The organism is Geminocystis sp. CENA526, from assembly GCF_050753365.1.
Taxonomy (GTDB): Bacteria; Cyanobacteriota; Cyanobacteriia; order Cyanobacteriales; family Cyanobacteriaceae; genus Geminocystis.
Genome location: NZ_JBLZFY010000031.1, coordinates 1 through 16,463, shown reverse-complemented (window position 1 = coordinate 16,463; position 16,463 = coordinate 1). Strand labels below are relative to the sequence as shown.

15 protein-coding genes are annotated in these 16,463 nt (G+C 32.8%); 4 read left to right on the top strand and 11 right to left on the bottom strand.

The window, feature by feature from the left end:
- Entirely contained in the window at window positions 1–1,338 is a 1,338-nt protein-coding gene (locus ACN4EE_RS10505) for an HlyD family efflux transporter periplasmic adaptor subunit (RefSeq protein WP_431706398.1), read from the bottom strand.
- Window positions 1,339–1,597: 259 nt separating this feature from the next.
- Here ACN4EE_RS10505 and ACN4EE_RS10500 point away from each other — a divergent pair, with 259 nt between their 5' ends.
- Window positions 1,598–3,796, top strand: coding sequence for a caspase family protein (locus ACN4EE_RS10500; protein ID WP_431706397.1), 2,199 nt, complete (start codon window positions 1,598–1,600; stop codon window positions 3,794–3,796).
- A 93-nt stretch (window positions 3,797–3,889) separates the two neighbouring features.
- Here the strand turns inward: ACN4EE_RS10500 and ACN4EE_RS10495 are convergent, their stop codons facing one another.
- Both ACN4EE_RS10495 and ACN4EE_RS10490 read right to left on the bottom strand, forming a co-directional pair.
- Window positions 3,890–5,065, bottom strand: coding sequence for a glycosyltransferase (locus tag ACN4EE_RS10495; RefSeq protein WP_431706396.1), 1,176 nt, complete (start codon window positions 5,063–5,065; stop codon window positions 3,890–3,892).
- A gap of 313 nt (window positions 5,066–5,378) precedes the next feature.
- Window positions 5,379–6,209, bottom strand: a complete 831-nt coding sequence (locus tag ACN4EE_RS10490; protein ID WP_431706395.1) for an urease accessory protein UreD — start codon at window positions 6,207–6,209, stop codon at window positions 5,379–5,381.
- 239 nt (window positions 6,210–6,448) lie between these two features.
- Here ACN4EE_RS10490 and ACN4EE_RS10485 point away from each other — a divergent pair, with 239 nt between their 5' ends.
- Window positions 6,449–7,342: a methylenetetrahydrofolate reductase gene (locus ACN4EE_RS10485; protein WP_431706394.1), complete on the top strand. Its 894-nt coding sequence runs from the start codon at window positions 6,449–6,451 to the stop codon at window positions 7,340–7,342.
- 150 nt (window positions 7,343–7,492) lie between these two features.
- Window positions 7,493–7,837: a hypothetical protein gene (locus tag ACN4EE_RS10480; RefSeq protein ID WP_431706393.1), complete on the top strand. Its 345-nt coding sequence runs from the start codon at window positions 7,493–7,495 to the stop codon at window positions 7,835–7,837.
- A gap of 108 nt (window positions 7,838–7,945) precedes the next feature.
- Here ACN4EE_RS10480 and argB read toward each other — a convergent pair whose 3' ends face one another.
- Together argB and ACN4EE_RS10470 are read right to left on the bottom strand one after the other, a co-directional pair.
- Entirely contained in the window at window positions 7,946–8,833 is an 888-nt protein-coding gene (argB, locus tag ACN4EE_RS10475; protein ID WP_431706392.1) for an acetylglutamate kinase, read from the bottom strand.
- A gap of 261 nt (window positions 8,834–9,094) precedes the next feature.
- Window positions 9,095–9,289, bottom strand: a complete 195-nt coding sequence (locus ACN4EE_RS10470) for a hypothetical protein (RefSeq protein WP_431706391.1) — start codon at window positions 9,287–9,289, stop codon at window positions 9,095–9,097.
- Between the two features lie 158 nt (window positions 9,290–9,447).
- Here ACN4EE_RS10470 and ACN4EE_RS10465 point away from each other — a divergent pair, with 158 nt between their 5' ends.
- Entirely contained in the window at window positions 9,448–10,176 is a 729-nt protein-coding gene (locus tag ACN4EE_RS10465; RefSeq protein ID WP_431706390.1) for a RibD family protein, read from the top strand.
- A 203-nt stretch (window positions 10,177–10,379) separates the two neighbouring features.
- Here the strand turns inward: ACN4EE_RS10465 and ACN4EE_RS10460 are convergent, their stop codons facing one another.
- The 6 genes from ACN4EE_RS10460 to ACN4EE_RS10435 all read right to left on the bottom strand — a co-directional run bounded on the left by ACN4EE_RS10460 (window position 10,380) and on the right by ACN4EE_RS10435 (window position 16,324).
- Window positions 10,380–11,624 carry a sensor histidine kinase gene (locus tag ACN4EE_RS10460; protein ID WP_431706389.1) on the bottom strand — a complete coding sequence of 415 codons (1,245 nt, stop codon included), beginning with the start codon at window positions 11,622–11,624 and terminating at the stop codon, window positions 10,380–10,382.
- Window positions 11,625–11,806: 182 nt separating this feature from the next.
- On the bottom strand, window positions 11,807–12,580 hold the full coding sequence (locus tag ACN4EE_RS10455) for an ABC transporter permease (protein WP_431706388.1): 774 nt from the start codon (window positions 12,578–12,580) through the stop codon (window positions 11,807–11,809).
- 55 nt (window positions 12,581–12,635) lie between these two features.
- Window positions 12,636–12,986, bottom strand: a complete 351-nt coding sequence (locus ACN4EE_RS10450) for a phenylpyruvate tautomerase MIF-related protein (protein WP_431706387.1) — start codon at window positions 12,984–12,986, stop codon at window positions 12,636–12,638.
- Window positions 12,987–13,036: 50 nt separating this feature from the next.
- A complete protein-coding gene (locus tag ACN4EE_RS10445) occupies window positions 13,037–13,582 on the bottom strand; it encodes a DUF2854 domain-containing protein (protein WP_431706386.1) in 546 nt (181 codons plus the stop codon).
- Window positions 13,583–13,806: 224 nt separating this feature from the next.
- A complete protein-coding gene (locus tag ACN4EE_RS10440; RefSeq protein WP_431706385.1) occupies window positions 13,807–15,069 on the bottom strand; it encodes a SufS family cysteine desulfurase in 1,263 nt (420 codons plus the stop codon).
- Window positions 15,070–15,352: 283 nt separating this feature from the next.
- On the bottom strand, window positions 15,353–16,324 hold the full coding sequence (locus ACN4EE_RS10435; protein WP_431706384.1) for an SDR family oxidoreductase: 972 nt from the start codon (window positions 16,322–16,324) through the stop codon (window positions 15,353–15,355).
- Window positions 16,325–16,463 lie beyond the last annotated feature (139 nt).

Here is a 16,463-nt window from a genome sequence, read left to right as displayed (position 1 = left end):
CTACATTTGACTTTTGACATTATTTTGAGGGTCGATGTCTAATAAAATCCTTGCTAATACTTTAGAATAAATTAGACTAGCTATTTTGCTGGTATCTTCGGCACGGACATCAATTTTCACCTCTACCACTCTAGCATCAACATCGGCGGCAGGATCAGTATTTAGCACATCTTTTTTACCGATTTGTCTGCCAATGTCCACTACTATCCCCTTGATTTCCCCTGCAAATGCTCCATTTTCGCTAGTAATTACCGCTTGTTGTCCTAATTTAACTTTATTTATATCACTTTCATAGACTTCTGCAATTACCCTCATTTGCTTGGTATTTGCTAATTCTACTATTCCTGTACTCATATCGATATTTTCTCCTTCATAGGCTTTTATATCAATAATTTGTCCGTCAGAGGGTGTTTTAATATAACTTAGTTTTAAATCTGCTTCGGCTTGGGTTAATAGTGCGATCGATCGATTTAATTCAGCTTGGGCTTTATTAACATCAACCTCCCTTACTTCCTCAATTTTAGCTAAGGTTGCCCTTCCTTCCTGTATTTGTTTTTCTAAAGTATTAACACTTTGCACAGATATAGCTTCAATTTCCCTGATTTCTTCATTCAAGGTGTTAACGGTTTTATCATAACTAGCCTTCGCCTCTCCATATCTTTCCCTTGCTGTATCATAAATCAATTTTTTTTGGTCTAATTCCGATTGAGAAATAGCACCTTCTGAGGCTAATTGTTGATACCGTTGCCATTCTACCCTTGCATTTTCCAACTCGGCGGATTGCCGTTGAATAGTGGCTTGTTTTTCCAGTTTTTCTGAGTTTAATTGCGCTTTCAGTCGAGACAACCTTGTCTTATTAGTGGCAATTTCTCCTTGTAATTGAGCTTCTAATCTTTTAATAGTTGCTTGTTGAGCCTCAATTTCCCCTTGTTTTGCCCCTGCTTGTACGATCGATAAATTCGCCCTAGCTACTTCTACATCGGTTTTTGCGGTTGCCACAGAAGCCTTTTTCGTCTCATAATCATCAAGAATAGCAATAGTTTGCCCTTGTGTTACCTCATCTCCTTCTTTCACCAATAATTGCCCTACCTTTGCACCACCCATATTAGGCGATGGTGCTACTCGTATTACTTGCCCTGATGGTTCAATTCTTCCTAAAGCACTAACAGAAGTAATGGGTGCTGGTTGATTAACGGGATTTTCTGAATATGATGATATTGAGTTAGTTTGACGAAGGGTATAAATAATTATTCCACCTGTTATCAGTATCCCAACTCCGATTACAGCCAAAACCAATTTTTTATTATGTTTGGTAAATACATTAATGGTTTGTAGCATCTATTTAGTTATACTAGGCGTATAGTTTGATTGATATTAATATGGTGAACTTTCAAGTCTAAGTTTGTCAAGATATAACGAGGAGATAATTTGTGCTAAGACGCATTTAAAACTTACATTTTTTATTAATTTGTGAAAATGACTGAAACTCTTAACTCTTAACTCTTAACTCTTTCTTCCCTTTTCCCTACCATCACCAGTAAACTTCAATGCAAACTAGCTTAATCGTTATCGGATTATTTTTATAGTTGAGGGTATTTTGCCTTGTATTTTGCCTGTACGTCATGGCAGTAAATCTTTTCTTGATTTTAACCCCTATAATATTATTATTCATTTTTACGGAAAAGCGATCGCCATGAAATTTTCCCGACGCAATTTTTTACAAAGTATCGGTATTAGTCTCACTTCTTGGGGTGTCTTAAACAATAGTATTTTTTTTGCTGATGATAATGCCTATGCCACTCCTCCCTCTCGCAAATTAGCTTTATTAGTGGGGATTAATCAATATTCTCACGGTAATAATTTAAGGGGATGTACTACTGATGTTGAGTTACAAAAAGAGCTACTTATTCATCGTTTTGGTTTTTTACCTGCTGATATTATTACTTTACTCGATCGAAAAGCTACTAGAGAAAATATTTTAGAGACTTTTGAGCAACATTTAATTCAACAAGCCCAAAATAATGATGTGGTTATTTTCCACTTTAGCGGTTATGGTCGTCAAGTACAACTAAAGGATGATAAATCTTCTCCTCAAAATAGCTTAATTACCTATGATAGTATTAAACCTAAAAATAATTTTGTTGACGATATTTTATTCGATACTATTGTTAAATTAGCCCAATCTTTACCAACGAATAAATATACTTTTATTCTCGATACTAGCTTTATTTCTTCTACTCCATCTTTAAGTAATCAATTTTCTCTGCGTAGTTATCAATCTTCAGAAAATTCTATTATTAGTCAAAAAGAAACAGAATTTAATGCACTATTACCAAAAAAGAATAACTCCCTATCGGGTTTAATTTTATCTCCTTCTCCAGATTCCATCGCCGTGGAAATAAATAGCTTAAATTTTCATGTCGGTTTATTTACCTACGCTTTAACTCAATCTTTATGGCAAAATTGTCATCAAATTGATAACTTAAATTTAATGCAAAAAGTTGCTTTTCAAGTAGCTTTAGCTAGTGGTAATGGCGAAAAAATTTTCTTTCCTCTCAACAATAATAATCAATTTTTATATAATTTACCCTTGATGAATAATACTCAAGGAGAAGCTATTATTACTAATTTTAATGAACCTAATATCGTAGAATTGGAATTATTAGGATTGCCATTATTAGTTTTATATAATTACCAAAATAACTCTTACTTTACTGGAATAAATAACGAAAAATCTATTACTATTTTAATTAATTCTATTCAAGGCAATAAAGCAAAAGGAGTTTTAATTAATACCCCAAAAGAGTTAATTAGTAACGGTTTAATTGTACAAGAGTCTATACGAGTGATCGATCGAAATACAGGGTTAAGTGTCGGCTTAAATAACAGTTTAGAAAAAATAGAAAAAGTCGATGCCACCAGTGCATTAAGTGCAGTAAATAATATAGAATCGGTAGTAAATTTAGGGGATAATTTTGCCGATTGTATTTTGGGAAAATTTACGAATCCCAATAATTCTATCGAAGGTTATGGTTTATTTTCCACGGCGGGAATACTCTTTCCCAATACCTATCCAAAAGTAGCTAATGAAGCAGTATCTTCTGCCGTCAAACGTTTAACCCCAGCGTTTAAAGTTGCCTTAGCAGAAAAATTATTACATCTGGCTTTTAATAATCCATCATCATCTGATTTATCCCTTGATGTTAACCTTAAAATTCAGCATGAGAATAAAACATTTATTCATTCTCAAAATACTAACCAAACAGAAGTTAAAAAACCCTTAATTTCTTCAAAAAATTCTATCAATAATCAAGAAAAATTATTAATAACAATTCCTTTAGGTAGCCAATTTACCGTAACAATTAATAATAAAAATGACTATGATTTATACTATATTTTATTAGGCATTAATTCTTCTCGTCAACCTATTGCTTATTTTTCTCCTCATTTGTTAATGATGAAAGGGAAAGAAACTATTTTAATTCCAGAAAATACCAATCCTTTAAAATGGTTATTTAATGGAGAAAAAGGCATAGGAGAATTAATATTAATTTGTGCAAAATCACCTTTTAATGAAACTTTAAATCAAATATATAAAACTGCTGAAATAAAACCAGATAATGAACAAATAATTTTATTAGACAATCCAGTTATGATTGCCAAAGCAATTTTACAAGATTTACATTTAGGGAGTAATATTACCAGTAATTTAGTGAGTAATTTAAGCGATGTTTATGCCTTAGACTTAAATAATTGGGTAACGTTTAATTTTGTTTATGAAATAGTCAATAGTTAGGGGGTGTTGAAAAAGTCTTTTGATAAAGAAAGGGAAGAGGGAAGAGGGAAGAGGGAAGAGGGAAAAGGGAAGAGTTTTAATATTATTATCTATTTAAGAAATCTCAGTACTTCTCCAGCTTAATTTTAAGTTTAACCAATAATTCCATACTGTCACCAATGCGATCGAAATTAAATTAGCAATATAGCGATTTAAACCAAACACATTAAAGAAGAAATTGAGTAATAAAACATTAAGAATTAAACCACCTAAACAGATAATATTAAACTTAATTAATCGCTTAATTTTTTTGCGTTTACCCGGTTGTTTTAGGGAAATATCCTTAAATGTCCAAGCATCATTCCAGAGAAAATTATTGATAATTGCTAATTCTGCCGCTATAATTTTGCTACGGGTTAAAGGTAATGCTAAAGTGGTAGGATCACTAAGAAGATATAAAAATGTCATATCCACAAATACGCCACTCAACCCCACTAATCCGAAACGAATAAAACGGGTAATTTGCCATAGAGACAATCTTAAACGAATTAAATGGCGAATATAGTCGATATATTGTTTTTTGGTAACTTTACTTTCTCCTTCTTGTCTCTCTTGAAAAACATAACCAACTTCTGCAATCCAGCCAATTTTACCCCTTCCTAAAACTTCCACTAAGATTTTATACCCTAAAGGACTAAGACGACACCCCAACAAGCAACGGCGACGCACTAAAAAATAACCACTCATGGGATCAGAAACTCTACCGATTACTTCGGGTAATATGACTAAACCTAAAGTTTGTGCGCCTCTGGATAGGAAACGTCTTAAGATACTCCAATCACTAACCCCTCCTCCTTCAGCGTTACGACTGGCTACGGCTAAGTCAGCACCTTTTTGTATTTCTTTCCATAAATTTAAGAGGGTTTCGGGAGGATGTTGTAAATCCGCATCAATGACTCCTAAAATTTCCCCTCGCGCCACTTGCCAACCCCTTATCACCGCCGTTGATAATCCTTTTTCTTTTTCCCTTCTCATTACCCTTAAACAGGGGTATTCTTCCGTTAATTCTAAGGCTATTTCCCAAGTTCGATCGAAACTATCATCATCAACTATAATTAATTCATATTCATTAGGTATAATTTGCTCTAATAATTGAGTAATTTGTTCTATTAAATTTCTAATATTTTTCCCTTCATTATAGGTAGGAATAATTAACGAAAATAAAATAGGATCATCGTGAGATTTTATGTCATTATGGGTAGGTATAGGGATTAATTTTTCCAAATTCATTGAGTTTTATAATAGGAGAAAAAATAAATTTTATTATGTTTATAGATAAAATAATTTGTTGAGATTGCTTCGTTACCTCGCAATGACAAAATATGGAGTTCAATTTATTGAACGCAAATATATTAGACGTGTAAAATATTACACGGTGGCTATGGATTAACACCCTAAAACGTCATTACTCATTAGACTTCAACCTTAATTCTGATTTAGAGGGCTGAAGCCCTTACTACAAACCAACAAAAAATCTTTTTTGGAGATGTCTATTACTCAAAAAGGATTGCTTCGTGCCTCGCAATGACAGAAGAAAATTGATTTATTGCCAAAAGCGAGATTTATTGAAGAAATTTTTACCATATTTTTGTCTTAATAATTGCCATATAGCCGTTAAACAAGTTTTCGCCTCACTCACAGAATTTCCATGATAACGACACAATAACCCTTGTTGTAAAGTAGTCACCCCGATAATTAAATCCTTAAATTGAGAGTTAATTAATGCTCGGATTTCTCCTATGACATCTTTATTTTTATCGGTAGAGATTAATATTAGACTACCCACGACAGGTTGACAAGCTAAACCGTTAATACTCTGAAAAAGGTGACAATCTCCTTGCAATGATTGTCGATCGATCCATAAAGGTTTATGATGATGCCATACTTCAGTATAATTGAGCCACTGTCCTTGAGTAAAGGTTTCACCTTGGGCGGTTCTGCCAAAACGGATGATTTCCCATGCTAACCATGTACTATTATCATTCAATTCCACCCTTATTTTTTGTTGATATTGACACTCATTAAAAACGATCGATTCTTGAGGTAAATATTCTAAATAAGTATCATTTTCTAGTTTAATAACTATGTCTTGAAGGGCTTTTTTTCCTTGACTACGATAAATTTTTGTAGCGGCAGGAGTGGTAATAAAAACTTGGGAATTAGGTAATAAATGAATATTTTGATTCAGTATATCACCGCCGACAATACCTCCTGCGGTATGTAAAATTAGACTATGACAAATACTATTTCCTTCGGGATAAAATAATCTTTGAAATTTAAAAGGTGCTTGATGATAAGCTAATTTTAGTTTAGTTTTACTTTCTTGATATTCATAAACTAAATTAATTTTTCCTGTCCAATTACTGTCTAACATTATACTTTTTAAAATGATGATAATTTATAGATTCGATCGAATTTAATCTTGTGTTAATAAAAGGAGTTTTTATTTTACCTAATATTTAATATCTATAACCTTTTTTTAGACAAATTTATCATAATAAAAGTACAAGAGCTAATTTTATACGCAAAAATTAAAACTAAAATGGCAAGAAATATGCTTACATAGTCTTAGGTCTATTATTCATATCTTATTTTTCAATATTTCTCAATTCCATGACATCGAATTTTAAACAGGCTATCATCGACAAAAAATTTTTAATCACCGCAGAAGTCACCCCCCCAAAAGGAGGCAACCCTCAACGAATGCTTGAAGTTGCTCAATTATTGAAAAATCGTGTTCATGCTGTTAATATTACCGATGGTAGTCGTGCCGTAATGAGAATGTCCTCGATCGTACCTTGTTACTTATTATTACAACAAGGGCTAGAACCTATTTGTCAAGTTACGGGGAGAGATAGAAATTCAATTGGAATACAAGGAGATTTAATGGGTGCTTATAGTTTAGGTATTAGAAATATTTTAGCCTTAACGGGTGATCCTATTATAGCTGGAGATCATCCTCAAGCAAAAGCAGTTTTTGAACTAGAATCCGTGCGATTATTAAAGTTAATTGAGAAATTAAATTTAGGTTTTGATATTAATAATAAACCCCTAATTGATGGTAATTTAAACTTGTTTGCTGGTGCCGCAGTTGATCCTCAATCCAAAAGTTGGTCAGGATTACAGCGTCGTTTTGAAGCTAAAATTAATGCAGGAGCTAATTTTTTCCAAAGCCAATTAATAACAGATTTTGATAAACTAGATTTGTTTATGAATCAAATTGCCGTAGGTTTTAATAAGCCAATTTTAGCAGGAATATTTCTATTAAAAAGTGCAAAAAATGCGTTATTTATTAATAAAAATGTGCCGGGGGTACACATACCAGAAAGTATAATTAAAAGACTAGAAAAAGCTGATAAACCATTAGAAGAAGGGATGAAAATTGCCGCCGAACAAATTAATTTAGCCAAAGATATTTGTCAGGGAGTGCATTTAATGGCTGTCAAAAGAGAAGATTTAATTCCCCAAATTTTAGATTTAGCCAATATTCCACCATTAATCAATTAAGGAATGTTCATAAATAACAGTATTTTCTCAAAAACTTTCGCTAGAATAAGTCTTAAACTTGCTAAATTTAACAATTAATTAAATTATTGAATTTTAGTTAAAAATTTTAATAACTTTTGTCGTTTAACATTGAGGAGAAGATCATTAATTATGTCCTATTCCTTTGATATTGTCGGAATTACTCCCGTTTTAGATTTTTTTTATTATCAACAAAAAGTTGAACAAAATCCCCTCCGTAGTAAAGCCTATCTGGCAAGTTATCAATGTACTTTAGATAGTTTCATCCAATCTACGGAAATGATCCTTGAAAAACCAGACTGGAATTGGGATCAAGTCGTAGAAACGATCGTAGATTTTTGGTTACACCAAGAAGAAACCATTAATCAATGGAAGCAAACTTTAGAAAAATCTCAGGAAGAAAATTTGATTGTTGCTAGAGTTGCTAATGTCCAATGGTTACGAAAAGAGTTTAAGTCTTTACTAGAAAACAATTAGGAATGAAGAATGAAGAATGAAGAATGAAGAATGAAGAATGAAGAATGAGGGATGTAGGGGTTTAATATATTAAACCCAACCTCATCAGAGTCTTTCTGTCTCTCTTCATTACGGTACAATCATTGAGCCAATACCGTCATCGGTGAAGATTTCTAGTAACAACGCATGGGGTATTCTGCCATCGATGATATGCGCAGCTTTTACTCCTTGTGCTAACGATCGAACACAGCAAGTAACTTTAGGAATCATACCACCGCCGACCACACCTCGATCGATCAAGTCTCTTGCATCTTGAATCGATAGTTTATAAAGTAAAGTAGAAGGGTCTTTATAATCCTCTAAAATACCGGGGGTATCCGTCAAGAGGATTAATTTTTCTGCACCTAAAGCGGCGGCGATTTCTCCTGCAATAGTATCCGCATTGATATTGTGTGCTTGACCATCCACATCAGCCGCTACACTAGAAATAATAGGAACATAACCACTTTTAACTAAAGATTCCACGAGGCTACTATCAACACTCATTACCTCTCCCACAAAACCGACTTTTTCTCGATCGACCGATCGAGCTAGTACTAAATCACCATCCTTGCCACAGATACCAACGGCTTTGCCCCCAGCATTATTAACCATCGTTACCAATTCTTTATTAACCCTTCCCACCAATACCATTTCGACTACATCCATAGTAGCGGCATCCGTTACCCTTAAACCGTCCTTAAATTGAGGCTCAATGCCTAATTTTGTCAACCAAGTGTTGATTTCGGGACCGCCTCCATGAACAACTACAGGACGTACTCCCACAGAGGCTAAAAAGACAATATCTCTAATGACATATTCTTTCAGAGTACCATCTTTCATCGCCGCTCCGCCATATTTTACTACGATCGTACGTCCTGCAAATTTTTGTATGTAGGGTAACGCCTCACTCAAAACTCTAACTCTAGTGGCTTCAGTTTCTAAAAAATACTCACTTTCCTTAAGGTCTTTTTTCATAATTGATATTATTGTAATTTTTCAAACAATCATATTATTAAACAAGGGGATATTAAAATTGTTCATGGATAGCTTTTTTCAATTTAGAGGGAGAAAAAATATTAATAGAAATTAATCAATAGTTGAGCAACAATTGATGGAGAATAATCAATGATAAATTGAGGATAAGCTAAAACGGGCTTAGTTTGCAATCCAAAATGACTCTAGGGTGGGCATTGCCCACCATGTTTATTGGTTAAAATTAGGGTAAAAAACAAGGTATCAAGGGTTTTTCATTAATGGTTTATATTTTTCGCCTTTGGAATAATCCACTAATTGAGCCTTTTTGAACCATTCATCATCTAATTCAGGTATATCAGAGAAATCAATATCTTCATCTGGTATTGCCTCAATTTCTTTCATTCTTTCTTCCGTCATGGGGGGAATTTTATTAGCTTTGACTATAATAGTCGTCATATTTTAACCTCTCTTTTTTATGGGATTTACGGGCTGATATAATCATAATCATCTCTCCTCTTTGGTGTAAAAAAATAATCAAAATTGCCTACCTTTTTGTTAATCTATAGTGTCTTAATCCTTGATTTTAATAGCTTTTACGACTTATTCACCAACCAATGAGCAACAAAAAAATTAATACCATAAACCCTGAATTACCTAGTCTAAGTGCGATCGTGGCTATGAGTGTCGATGGTAAAATCAGCATAGCATCGGATAAACCTGCTAGATTTAGTAGTAAAGCCGATTTAGAGCATTTAGAAAGTAAAATATCTGAATATGATGCCATTATTTTTGGTGGTAATACTTTACGAGCCTACGGTACAAGTTTAGTAATTAAAAATCCTTATTTGTTAGCAAAAAGACAGAAAAAAAATCAACCATTACAACCGTTAAATATTGTTTGTTCTCCCTCTGGAAATATTCCTCCTGATATACCTTTTTTTTCGCAACCTTTACATCGTGGATTGTTAACTACGAATCGAGGTTTAATATATTGGCAAGAACAAATTAAGACTTTTAACAGCGAAAATAATGCTAGTTTTTTTGAGCAAATATTTACTTTTGATTATCCCTTTAATTGGCAGGATATTTTAAAAAAAATTTATGCTTTAAACTATCACAAAATTGCTATTTTAGGGGGAAGTCAGTTAATATCTTCTCTTTTACAAGAAAATTTAATTGATGATTTATGGTTAACAATTTGTCCTTTAATTATCGGACATAAAAACGCCACTAATCTACTAGATAATAATTTATTTAGCAGTTCGATCGAGCTAAAGTTAATAGAAGTAAAACAAATAAAAGAAGAACTATTTTTACACTATCTTATCAAGAAGCCAAACTAAATCAGGATTTTTTTATTCTCGAAATTTGGTATAACTGAAAACTATAATTAACAAGAAATTTAGCTATTTTTAATGGTTATAAAATGCAATTTTACCCCGGCTTTGAAAAAACCCTTTTCAAAAAATATTGATAAGCTAAGACGGATATTAACTTTTGCCTCTTGCCTTTCTTTATCAGTAAACTTAGATTTGTCCTCCCTTATTCAACTGGGTTTTTGCGGAAGGTTTAATGTGAAACAACTACCTTGATTTTCTTCTGATATTAAAGTAATATCTCCTCCATGAAGTTTTGCTAATTCTCTGGAAATAAATAGCCCTAATCCTGTACCTTTACATTGTCGATGGAGAGGAGTATTTAATTGAGAAAAAGGTTGAAATAATTTGTGTTGTGATTCTTTTTTTATGCCAATTCCCGTATCAAAAACTCTAAAAAATAAGTTATGATTATCTTGTTTAACCTCTAAAGTAATTGAGCCTTTTTCAGTAAATTTAACCGCATTTGATAATAAATTTAGTAAAACTTGTTTAATGCGACGATAATCAATATAACAATATTCCACTCGATCGACAATAGTTAAAATTAACTCTAGTTTTTTTTCTTCAGCTTTTGGTTTAATTAAGGCTAAACAAGATTCACATAACTCATGGACTAATATTTTTTCGATATATAATTCCTCTTTTTGAGCTTCAATTTTTGACAAATCTAATAAATCATTAATTAAATCTAATAAGTACTTTCCTGATTGATAAATTGCCTCTACATATTGAATTTGTTTGGGATTTAATTCACCGTATAACTGTTGTTGCAACATTTTAGCAAAGCCTATCACCGCAGAAATCGGAGTGCGTAATTCGTGATTCATGTGTGATAAATATTGACTTTGGTTTATTTTATTTTTAGTTAATATTTCTTCTTTTTTCTGAATCTCTTTTTCTCGACATTCTAATTCTTTATGATAAAGATAAATAGCTAAATATTTGCATATTAAAGTGAAGATTTTTTTTACTTCATTGTCTGATAATAAAAAATACTCAATTCCTATTAATATATTTCCGAAATATCTTTTTTTATAATGTAGTGGTAAAAGATATAAATAGTTGATATTATTATTTTTTAAATTATCATCAATATTGATATACTTATAACAAGTTCGATCGAAATAAATCTCAAAATGATGATCTAAATTATCAAAATCAGAGGTTATAATTTCAAAAAGTCGGGATAAATATTGAGTTGATTCATTATGATCAAGATATTGATAAACTACCTCCATTTTATCTTGATGAGGAATAGCCAACATTAAACACTTTAATTTTAAATATTGAGCGAGTATTTTAACGCAAGACTCACAGAAAATATTAATGTCATCAACACTTTCTAATAACAACAATAAATTGTCATGAATTTCTCTAATATTAACTCTGTCTAAAATTAGGTTATTATCCATATTTTGTAAGGTTTTACTGAGCTAAAATGAAGGAGAATATCGATAAAAGAAAGAGGGAAGACTAAGAGAATAGGAGACTAGGAGACTAGGAGAATAATACTACTTTTGCCTCTTGCCTCTTGCCTCTTGCCTCTTGCCTCTTTGCCTACCTTCACCAAAAGACTTTTTCAGCATCCTCTTACTTAGAATTGACGACGAGAAAATATAGTGATAGTGATGGTTAATAAAAGAATTATATATAAAATGGCATAAATTAAGCTATTTATCAATTCACCAGTGCTAGGTAAAATATTATAAACCGCTTCATTTTTTAAATTTAATCTTTCTAAATCTGGCAAAATTAAAAATAGCCCTTTTGTAAGTCTTTCTATGCCCGGATTCTCAGTGATTTTACCTAATTGTAACAAATCTCTAGTTAAATGTCCCATAATATACACCCCAAAACTAAGAAGGGTTGCTAAAATAGAACTGGTAAACACACCAAATGTCATAGCTATAGCAGTTAATAGCATTAATTCTAAGAGAATATACCCAATTGCAATCAATAAACTTTGTAAAGGGTAATTCATGCCTAACAGACTCATCATCGCAAAATAAAACCCTGTCATGGTGGCTACTAAGACGATTAAAACTCCTGATAAACCTAAGTGTTTGCCAATGATAAATTCTGTACTGGTAAGAGGTTTTGGTACTAAAATTAAGACTGTTCTTTTTTCTATTTCTTTGTTTATTAATCCAGTACCTACAAATATCGCCACGATCGAACCTAATAAACTTATAGCACCAATTCCCAAATCTAAAAAAATTTTTTCATCGGCACTGACGGCGATAGGGGGTAAAATACGAGACGCTAAGACTAATAATAAAACAAAAAAAGCAAGAACATATAAAATACGATCTCTAATTACTTCTCTAAAACCATTAGTTGCGATGGCAAAAATACGAATGATATTCATAGAAAATCAACAATTAATAATTAACAATTAATAATTCTCCACTATTCACTATTAACTAAAATGTACTTCCATTCCAGCCCCAAAGATAACCTTTAGAGTCGTTAAATTCTATATAAATTCGATTTTTAGGGATAGTTAAAACTTGATTAATTTCTGTACAAAAATCTTGACTCATGGCTTTAGTTTGATTAGCACTCATAGTGCCTACACTTTTGATTTCCACATAACAAACAGGCTCAAAAGTACCGCCGAAAGTCATGGGAATATTTGACTCAAAACTTGTCATTACATAGGATTCAGGTTTACTTAAGTGTTTTGCTAATTTTGCTGACAAATTAGTTAATAAATCATTAACTATATCTGATTCGGGATGAGAAATTGAGGTTTTAACTTTAATTAAAGGCATATTTTTATCTATAAGTAGGTAGTTAAATTTAATTAATTGAAGGCAGTTAATTATAAAACAGAAATTAACGCTAATTCGATAAAATTATCATCTTTTTTGGCAATATCAACAGTAATATTTGGACCAAAAAATTTAGTAATTTTTTCCTGTTTTTCTAACCACTGTTCAAAGGTTATTAAAGGAGAATTAAAAATTAAAATCAGCGCATAATGATCATTAATATTAGTCTCTTTTATTTTAGTTAAAATTGGTCGTTCATCATCTGTAGGACTTAAGCCAATACGTTGTAAAGCATCATCTAAATGAGCTTCTTGCCCGTAACGATAACGAGTGACATCTTTTCTTAATTGATTTTGAGTATCCGTCGCCTTTTCATTTCTCAAGGCAACAACTTCGGGGGGGGTAACTTCTGCAAAAGGTATGGGTTTTAACTCGGCGGCTTTCAAAGCCAAACCCCCTAATAACAAGGGAATACCGTAGAAAAACCCTGCTAAGTTGAGGGTAGAGTTACCAACAGCATAGGCATAAAATCCCATTACTGTTAAGATTGAGCCTACCACTAAACCGACTAATGCTAAAGGAATTTTTCGCAACATAATTTTTTATACTTTAAAAGGTGTTATTAATTTGAATTGTTCGTAGTAAGGGTTTTAACCCTTCTTTTGTCAATTGATGGAGATGGTTAATAATCCAGAAAATTGAATTGATTTTTGGGTGTTAATCAATAGCTCACCGTGTAATTTATTACACGGCTAATATGGTATCGTTCAATAAATTGAACTTTTTTATTCATTGTTAATTGTTAATTGTTAATTGTTAATTATTCCTCCATTTGGCGAAAGAAGTCGATCGAACCTTTAAGGGCTACAATAAAAGCATCAATATCCGCAAAAGTATTGTAAAAATAGAGACTTGCTCTGGCGCTTCCCGATATGTTTAAATAACGGTGTAAGGGTTGGGTACAATGATGACCCGATCGAATTGCAATACCTTCATGATCTAAAAGTGTGGCTAAATCGCTACAGTGAATATCTTTAACGTTAAAAGAAGCTAAAGCCGCCCTTCCTTTACCATCAGCAGTGGGTTGATTCCCATAGATTTCTAAGTCTGGTATTTCGTTTAACTGTTTAAAAAGATAAGCCGTCAACTCTTCCTCGTAATGATGAATATTCTCCATGCCGATTTTAGTAAGATAATCCACCGCCGCCCCTAAAGCAATGGCTTCCCCGATGGCTGGTGTACCCGCTTCAAATTTATGGGGTAATTCACCGCAGGTAAAATGATCTAAATATACGTCTGCAATCATTTCGCCACCGCCGAGAAAAGGAGGCATCTCTAATAATAATTCTTCCTTACCGTATAAAAAGCCGATACCCGTAGTAGCACACATTTTATGTCCTGAACCTACAAGCCAATCACAATCCATCCGTTGTACATCGATCGACAAATGGGGTAAACTCTGACAAGCATCAATTAAAACTTTAGCACCGTATTGATGAGCTAAATTGATGATTTTTTTAACAGGATTGATACAACCTAAAGTATTGGAAACATGAACAACTGACACTAATTTTGTCTTATCGGATAAGAGGGATTGATAGTGATTGAAGTCAAATTCCTGAGTAGGGGTTAATTCTACAAACTTAATAATTGCGCCTGTTTTTTGGGCGATAATTTGCCAAGGAACAATATTACTATGATGTTCCATTACTGTTAAAATAATTTCATCTCCTGCTTTTAAGGTATTTAAACCCCAAGTATAGGCAACGATGTTAATAGCTTCACTGGCATTTCTAGCATAGACAATCTCATTACGACTTTTGGCGTTGATAAATTTAGCAACTTTATCTCTAGCACCTTCGTACCCATCCGTAGCCCTTCCGCTTAGAGTATGCGCCCCTCGGTGGACATTGGCGTTATCATATTCATAGTAATGACGTAAAGCATCGATAACAGCGTTTGGTTTTTGGGATGTTGCTGCATTATCAAGATAAATTAGGGGTTTATCGTGAATTTTTTGATGAAGGATAGGAAAATCTCCCCTAACCTCATCAGCAATAGTTTTTACTTGAGTTATTGTCATAATTAATTTAAAAATAAAATTTAGTCATTGCGAGGTTACGAAGCAATCTCTTGCAATTCAGAGTCATTAATAATTAAGATTTAGAGATTTTTCGGATTTTATCATTAACCGTCTTGCAGACTGATAAAGTTATCATTAACCGCCTTGCAATAAATTGACAAGGCTTATAGCAAAAATCGGCTAAAGCGATTATGAGAATTGAAAATTTAAAATTAATAACTATCCATTTATAAATATCTATTATTCACTGTATCACTATTCACTATTAACTATCAACTATTCACTATTTAAAGAAACTGCTTTTTTTGCGTTTTTTCATTTTACTTTTTTCATAATCGATTTCTTTGATTTTCTTCATAATTCGATCGAAATATTCCTGCATATAGGCTTCTAAAGTAGTAGTTTCTTCGGGATTAAGTTGAAAAGTTTGATAGATTTCTGTCATATCTGCATTCATGGGTTTACCACTAGCTAACACTTCCCCGAAGGCTAGTCTATCAGAAATATTGAGAGTCCATTTAAACCAACGGGTAAAACCACGCAAAAACCGCAGTAAATTTAAGGGAATACGAGAAATCTTCGCTTGTTTGCCTGATAATCGCTCACAAAGTTGGATAATTTCCTCCCCAGTCCACGATCGAGTTCCCACCACAGGGTATATATTATTATTAGTATCAGGGATTTCGATCGCTTTAACAGCAAATTTAGCAATATCTTGAGTATTCATATAAGCAATAGGAGTATTTTCACCGCTTACCCACACCGCTTGATTATCCAGAATAGGAATACCATATTGCCCAATTAAACCCTGCATAAATCCGGCTAATCTGAGAATGGTATAATCTAAACCACACTCTTGTAAAAATAACTCCGTACAATGCTTAATATCCATTAAAGGCACATTTTCAAAATCCTTAGCATTGAGAATCGAAAAGAAAATATAGCGCTTAATATTTGCCTGTTTAGAGGCTTCAATCAAATTAAGTTTACCCTGCCAATCCACCTCTTGGATTCTGAGAGAATCTGTCGCCCTTGCTGTTGCCGCATCAATAACAATATCAACCCCTTCTAAAGCAGATGTTAACGTTTTTGGCTTACAAAGATCACCCTTTACTAATTCCGCCCCCCATTCCTTCAAAAAACTCGCTTTTCCATTATTTCTGACTAAACAGCGCACTTGGTAATCTTTATCTATGGCATGGCGGACTATTTGTCTGCCTAGCGTACCTGTACCACCTACAACTAAAATTTTCATTATATTGTTAAGTTTATTTACATATTTTAAAATTTCATTAAGATTTTATCAGAAAAGAGAAGCCCCTCAGAAATTATAGTTATTTGAGTGAACTATAAAATGATGAAGATAAGAGGGAAAGGGGGGAAAGGGGGGAGAG

What these genes read in the sequence shown, in the direction of transcription:
- ACN4EE_RS10505 (WP_431706398.1), bottom strand. Translation starts at nt 1,338, where the DNA reads ATGCTACAAACCATTAATGTATTTACCAAACATAATAAAAAATTGGTT.
- ACN4EE_RS10495 (WP_431706396.1), bottom strand. Translation starts at nt 5,065, where the DNA reads ATGAATTTGGAAAAATTAATCCCTATACCTACCCATAATGACATAAAA.
- ACN4EE_RS10490 (WP_431706395.1), bottom strand. Translation starts at nt 6,209, where the DNA reads ATGTTAGACAGTAATTGGACAGGAAAAATTAATTTAGTTTATGAATAT.
- ACN4EE_RS10485 (WP_431706394.1), top strand. Translation starts at nt 6,449, where the DNA reads ATGACATCGAATTTTAAACAGGCTATCATCGACAAAAAATTTTTAATC.
- ACN4EE_RS10480 (WP_431706393.1), top strand. Translation starts at nt 7,493, where the DNA reads ATGTCCTATTCCTTTGATATTGTCGGAATTACTCCCGTTTTAGATTTT.
- argB (WP_431706392.1), bottom strand. Translation starts at nt 8,833, where the DNA reads ATGAAAAAAGACCTTAAGGAAAGTGAGTATTTTTTAGAAACTGAAGCC.
- ACN4EE_RS10470 (WP_431706391.1), bottom strand. Translation starts at nt 9,289, where the DNA reads ATGACGACTATTATAGTCAAAGCTAATAAAATTCCCCCCATGACGGAA.
- ACN4EE_RS10465 (WP_431706390.1), top strand. Translation starts at nt 9,448, where the DNA reads ATGAGCAACAAAAAAATTAATACCATAAACCCTGAATTACCTAGTCTA.
- ACN4EE_RS10460 (WP_431706389.1), bottom strand. Translation starts at nt 11,624, where the DNA reads ATGGATAATAACCTAATTTTAGACAGAGTTAATATTAGAGAAATTCAT.
- ACN4EE_RS10455 (WP_431706388.1), bottom strand. Translation starts at nt 12,580, where the DNA reads ATGAATATCATTCGTATTTTTGCCATCGCAACTAATGGTTTTAGAGAA.
- ACN4EE_RS10450 (WP_431706387.1), bottom strand. Translation starts at nt 12,986, where the DNA reads ATGCCTTTAATTAAAGTTAAAACCTCAATTTCTCATCCCGAATCAGAT.
- ACN4EE_RS10445 (WP_431706386.1), bottom strand. Translation starts at nt 13,582, where the DNA reads ATGTTGCGAAAAATTCCTTTAGCATTAGTCGGTTTAGTGGTAGGCTCA.
- ACN4EE_RS10440 (WP_431706385.1), bottom strand. Translation starts at nt 15,069, where the DNA reads ATGACAATAACTCAAGTAAAAACTATTGCTGATGAGGTTAGGGGAGAT.
- ACN4EE_RS10435 (WP_431706384.1), bottom strand. Translation starts at nt 16,324, where the DNA reads ATGAAAATTTTAGTTGTAGGTGGTACAGGTACGCTAGGCAGACAAATA.